4 protein-coding genes are annotated in these 4,492 nt (G+C 44.6%); all 4 read right to left on the bottom strand.

Annotated elements, in window-relative coordinates; all coding sequences use genetic code 11:
* The coding region (locus WMO25_RS15380) for a DEAD/DEAH box helicase (protein WP_349086055.1) at positions 1-2,349 on the bottom strand (2,349 nt) is incomplete at its 3' end.
* Between the two features lie 26 nt (positions 2,350-2,375).
* On the bottom strand, positions 2,376-2,948 hold the full coding sequence (pth, locus tag WMO25_RS15375; RefSeq protein WP_015513884.1) for an aminoacyl-tRNA hydrolase: 573 nt from the start codon (positions 2,946-2,948) through the stop codon (positions 2,376-2,378).
* A gap of 199 nt (positions 2,949-3,147) precedes the next feature.
* Positions 3,148-3,420, bottom strand: coding sequence for a septation regulator SpoVG (spoVG, locus tag WMO25_RS15370; RefSeq protein ID WP_349086054.1), 273 nt, complete (start codon positions 3,418-3,420; stop codon positions 3,148-3,150).
* Between the two features lie 67 nt (positions 3,421-3,487).
* A partial coding sequence (gene glgD / locus WMO25_RS15365) for a glucose-1-phosphate adenylyltransferase subunit GlgD (RefSeq protein WP_349086053.1) occupies positions 3,488-4,492 on the bottom strand: 1,005 nt, incomplete at its 5' end.

The following is a 4,492-nucleotide window of genomic DNA, read 5'->3' as shown; positions in this document are numbered from 1 at the left end:
CGTCAATGTCAATACATCCACATTCTCTTTGATTTTCTTGATCTTCTCCTTGTGGGTAACACCAAATCGCTGCTCTTCATCTACCACCAGCAGACCAAGGTTCTTAAACTCTACATCTTTCGACAGAAGACGATGTGTGCCAATAACAATATCCACCCGTCCGGCTTTGAGATCTTCCAGTGTTTTCTTCTGTTCAGCCTTTGTTCTGAATCTCGAAAGAAGTCCAATATTCACTGGATATTCCTTCATACGCTGGCAAAAAGTATTGTAGTGCTGCTGAGCCAGAATCGTTGTCGGCACCAGTACTGCGCATTGCCGTCCCTCCTGCACCATTTTGAAAGCTGCACGAATGGCAATTTCTGTCTTGCCAAAGCCCACATCACCGCAGACAAGTCGATCCATGATCTTTGTACTTTCCATATCACGTTTTGTTGCTTCTATGGCATCCAGCTGATCCTGCGTCTCCTCATACGGAAACATTTCTTCAAACTCCCGCTGCCACACAGTGTCCGGGCCACATACATATCCTTCTGACTCCTGACGGGCAGCATACAGCTTTACCAGATCCATAGCCAGCTCTCTGACCGCCCCTTTTACCTTCGTCTTGGTACGGGTCCACTCCGGTCCGCTCATTTTATTGACCTTCACTTGTTTGGTATCTTTATCCGCATATTTCTGGATCATGTCCAGATTTGTCGCCAAAATATACAGGCTTCCGCCACCGCCGTATTCTATCTTGATATAATCCTTGGCCACACCGTCAACTTCTACATTTTCTATGCCCCGGTAAATACCGACGCCATGTCCTTCATGAACAACATAGTCCCCAACAGACAGTTCTTTGAAGCTTCTGATGCGCTCTCCCTCCGATGCAGGCTGTCGGCGTTTTCTCCGCTTCTTCTTATCTTCACCAAACATATCTGATTCTGCGATAATGGCAAATTTGATCATCGGATACTGTATGCCCTTATGAAGACTGCCGTGAATAATCATAATCTCTCCAGGCGCCGGCACCCGATCCCTGTCTTCTGAATAAAAAGCCAACAGATCATACTCTGCAAGGTCTTTGACAAGACGTTTGCCTCTTGTCTCCGAACGGCAGACAAGAATCAGTCGATAACCGCTGTTTTTCCATCCTGTCAGTTCTTTTACCAACAGCTGAAAATCCCCCCTGTAGGTATGCATGCTGCTGGCCATCATACTGTATTTACTCTTAACTGCAATATGCGCTGAATTATAGGAAAGCGTACTGAGCAAAACCGTCCGCAGACTTCCCATCCGTGCCAGAATCTTCCGACATTCATAAATGGCCTCTGTCTGTCCCGGCAGCACATAGCCCTTTTCCAGCCTGCCCATCATACTCTCTCTGTATTCTGCCGTTACAGCCTCCCCCTTCTCTGCCACACGGGCCGGCTCATCCAGGATGATCAGACTATCCTTTTCCGTGAAATAATCCAAAAATGAAACTGTATGGTCATAAAAATACTGCACAAGACTATCGATACCTGAAGCTGCGCTGCTCAATTCCAGATTGTCCTTCAATTCCGCAACTGCCTGTTTCAATCTGGCCGCCGCTTCATAATTCCCGGCATCCTTCAATCTCTGCACCTGCTGCTTCATGTCCCGATCGATCAGCTTCAATCCACGGTCCCGTACCGATACACTCATAATATACTCGGCAGCCGGATCAATTGTCACCTCATCAACCTGTTCAATAGACCGCTGACTCTCTACATCAAAACTTCTGATGGAATCGATTTCATCTCCCCACAATTCGACACGATAAGGGCTCTCATCCGCCAGATTATAAATGTCAAGAATTCCACCGCGGACCGCAAACTGGCCCGGACCTTCTACCTGACTGACTCTTTCAAACCCAAGCGCCGTCAATTTCCTGCTGAGTGCTTCCAGTGGCAGAATATCTCCCACCTTAAAAACACATCGGTTCTTCTGAAGTTCTTCCAACGGCAGCAGTCTGTCTGACAGACCATCAATAGTTGTCACCACTGTAACCGGGCATCCATCCATCATTCGCCGGATCACGGCCATCCTCTGACTGACAATCAGATTGCTGTGAATGTCTGCGTTATAAAAAATAATGTCTTTGGCCGGATAATAATAAACATTCCGGTCAAAAAACCGGTAATCCTCATAAATTTCTTTTGCTTTAATCTCATTATAAGTGACGATCAGCTTAAACGGATAAGGTTCTCCGATACTGCTGATGAGATGGCATTTCTGTGAATCTATACAGCCATCTATATGAATTGGTGTCCGCTGTCCGGCAAGATCACTGACAATCTGATCATATTCACTTAAATCATGTAATGGCTGTGTAAACGCTTTCATGCCAAACTCCTTTCACGCATCTGCTATCAGGCCTTTTTCTTGGTATTATACCGGTTCATGGCCCCCCTGACATCATCCATAACCATCATTTTGACCGCTTCAGCAGCTTCCTTCTGTGCCTCGTCAATGATCTTTCTATCCTCGGCACTATAACGTCCCAGAACATAATCCGCCAGATCCCAGCCCTTCGGTTTCTCCCCGACACCTACCTTGATTCTCGGGAATACCTCTGTTCCAAGATGCAGAATAATATTCTTAATCCCATTATGTCCACCGGCGCTGCCCTTCTCACGGATTCTCAGCTGTCCCACATCCAGACTGATATCATCATAGATCACAATAATATTCTCTGCAGGAATCTTATAGTAATCAGACAGTTCTCTGACACTTTCACCGCTGAGATTCATAAATGTCTGCGGCTTTGCCAGAATAACTTTCTCGCCCTCAATATAACCGCTGCCATAAAGTGCCTTGTGTTTCTTCTCTTCCACGCGGATTTGATTCTCCGCTGCAATTCTGTCAATTGTCTCAAACCCGACGTTGTGTCTGGTTCCTTCATATTGTTTTGTTGGATTGCCCAAACCTACGATTAAATGCATATCTTTCGCTCCGTATACACTGCTAATATCTCTGAGTTTCCTATCTGTTATAATATAAAAGTTTTATATTTCTTTGTCAATACGGTGAAAAGAAGGGATGCCTTCTCTCTGTCGGCATCCCTTCCCGGAATTATTTCCTATTTTTTGCAATCATTCTGTGCAGATTCGCACAACGCATAACAGCTCAGGTTTCCATCTGTTATTCCTGTTCTGTTTCCAGTGCAGCTTCCTCGTATTTCTCAAGGATCTCTCTCTGAAGCCGTTCACGGGTATTGGAATTAATTGGATGTGCAATATCCCTGTACTCGCCGTCTGCTGCCTTACGGCTTGGCATTGCGATAAACAGGCCTTTTTCCCCATCTATAACCTTGATATCATGAACAACAAATTCATTATCAATGGTAATTGAAACAACCGCTTTCATCTTACCTTCTTTCGTCACCTTGCGAACTCTTACATCTGTAATCTGCATATGTATACCCCCATTATTCTGATACTTCCCCAACTGTTCATTCATGACAGCTGCAGCTTCCCACTTATCAGATTATATATCTTTCGTTTTCTTCGACAACAATTCTTACCTTGCCGTCCTCACCCCTGTAAGTTTCGTTCGCGCGAATTGTTCCACGACTTTCAACAATACAGTTCTCAATCGTCGTATTATCTCCAATATAGACATCATTAAGAATAATCGAATTCCTGATCACACAGTTATTCCCCACATATACCTTGCGGAACAGAACCGAATTCTCAACCTTGCCATTAATAATGCATCCGCTGGCCACCAGACTGTTTCTCACAGACGCCCCCGGATTGAACTTTGCCGGCGGCTGATCCTCAACCTTCGAATAAATGCTCGCATAACCGCCAAAGAAATAATCTCTGACATCCTTCTTCAGAAAATCCATATTCGTTCTGTAATAGGAATCTACAGTTGCAATATTATTCCAATACCCCGGCATTTCATAACCATAAATCTTCTTCGTCTCACGATATCTGACAAGAATATCTTTGACAAAGTCATATCTTTGTTCGGCATTGGCCTTCTCCAAAAGTCCAATGAGCAACCTTCTTCTGATAATATAGATACCTGTTGATACAGTCATATTATCTGTAACAACCGGTTTTTCTTCAAAGCTAAGCACACGTCCGTCAGTATCCATCTGCATCACGCCAAAACGTGTCGGATCATCCTGACCTGCCGCCAGCTTCGTATACCCTACTGTAATATCTGCCTTTTGATTGATATGATATTCCAGCATCTTATTAAAATCAGTCTTGTAAACACAGCCCCCGGATGTAATGATTACATACGGTTCGTGACTTTCACGCAGAAAATCAATATTCTGATACATGGCATCCGCTGTTCCTCTGTACCAGGAATTGTTCTCCGTTGTCATCGTCGGTGTCAATACAAAAAGTCCGCCCTGCTTACGTCCGAAATCCCACCACTTGGAAGAATTGAGATGCTGATTCAATGAACGTGCATTAAACTGTGTACATACAGCGACTTTCTGTACATGAGAGTTCGACATATTGCTCAG

This window comes from Coprococcus intestinihominis (assembly GCF_040096555.1).
GTDB classification, from domain to species: Bacteria; Bacillota; Clostridia; order Lachnospirales; family Lachnospiraceae; genus Coprococcus_A; species Coprococcus_A intestinihominis.
Note: the sequence above shows the minus strand (reverse complement) of the source record. Positions and strands in the feature narration are given on the sequence as shown.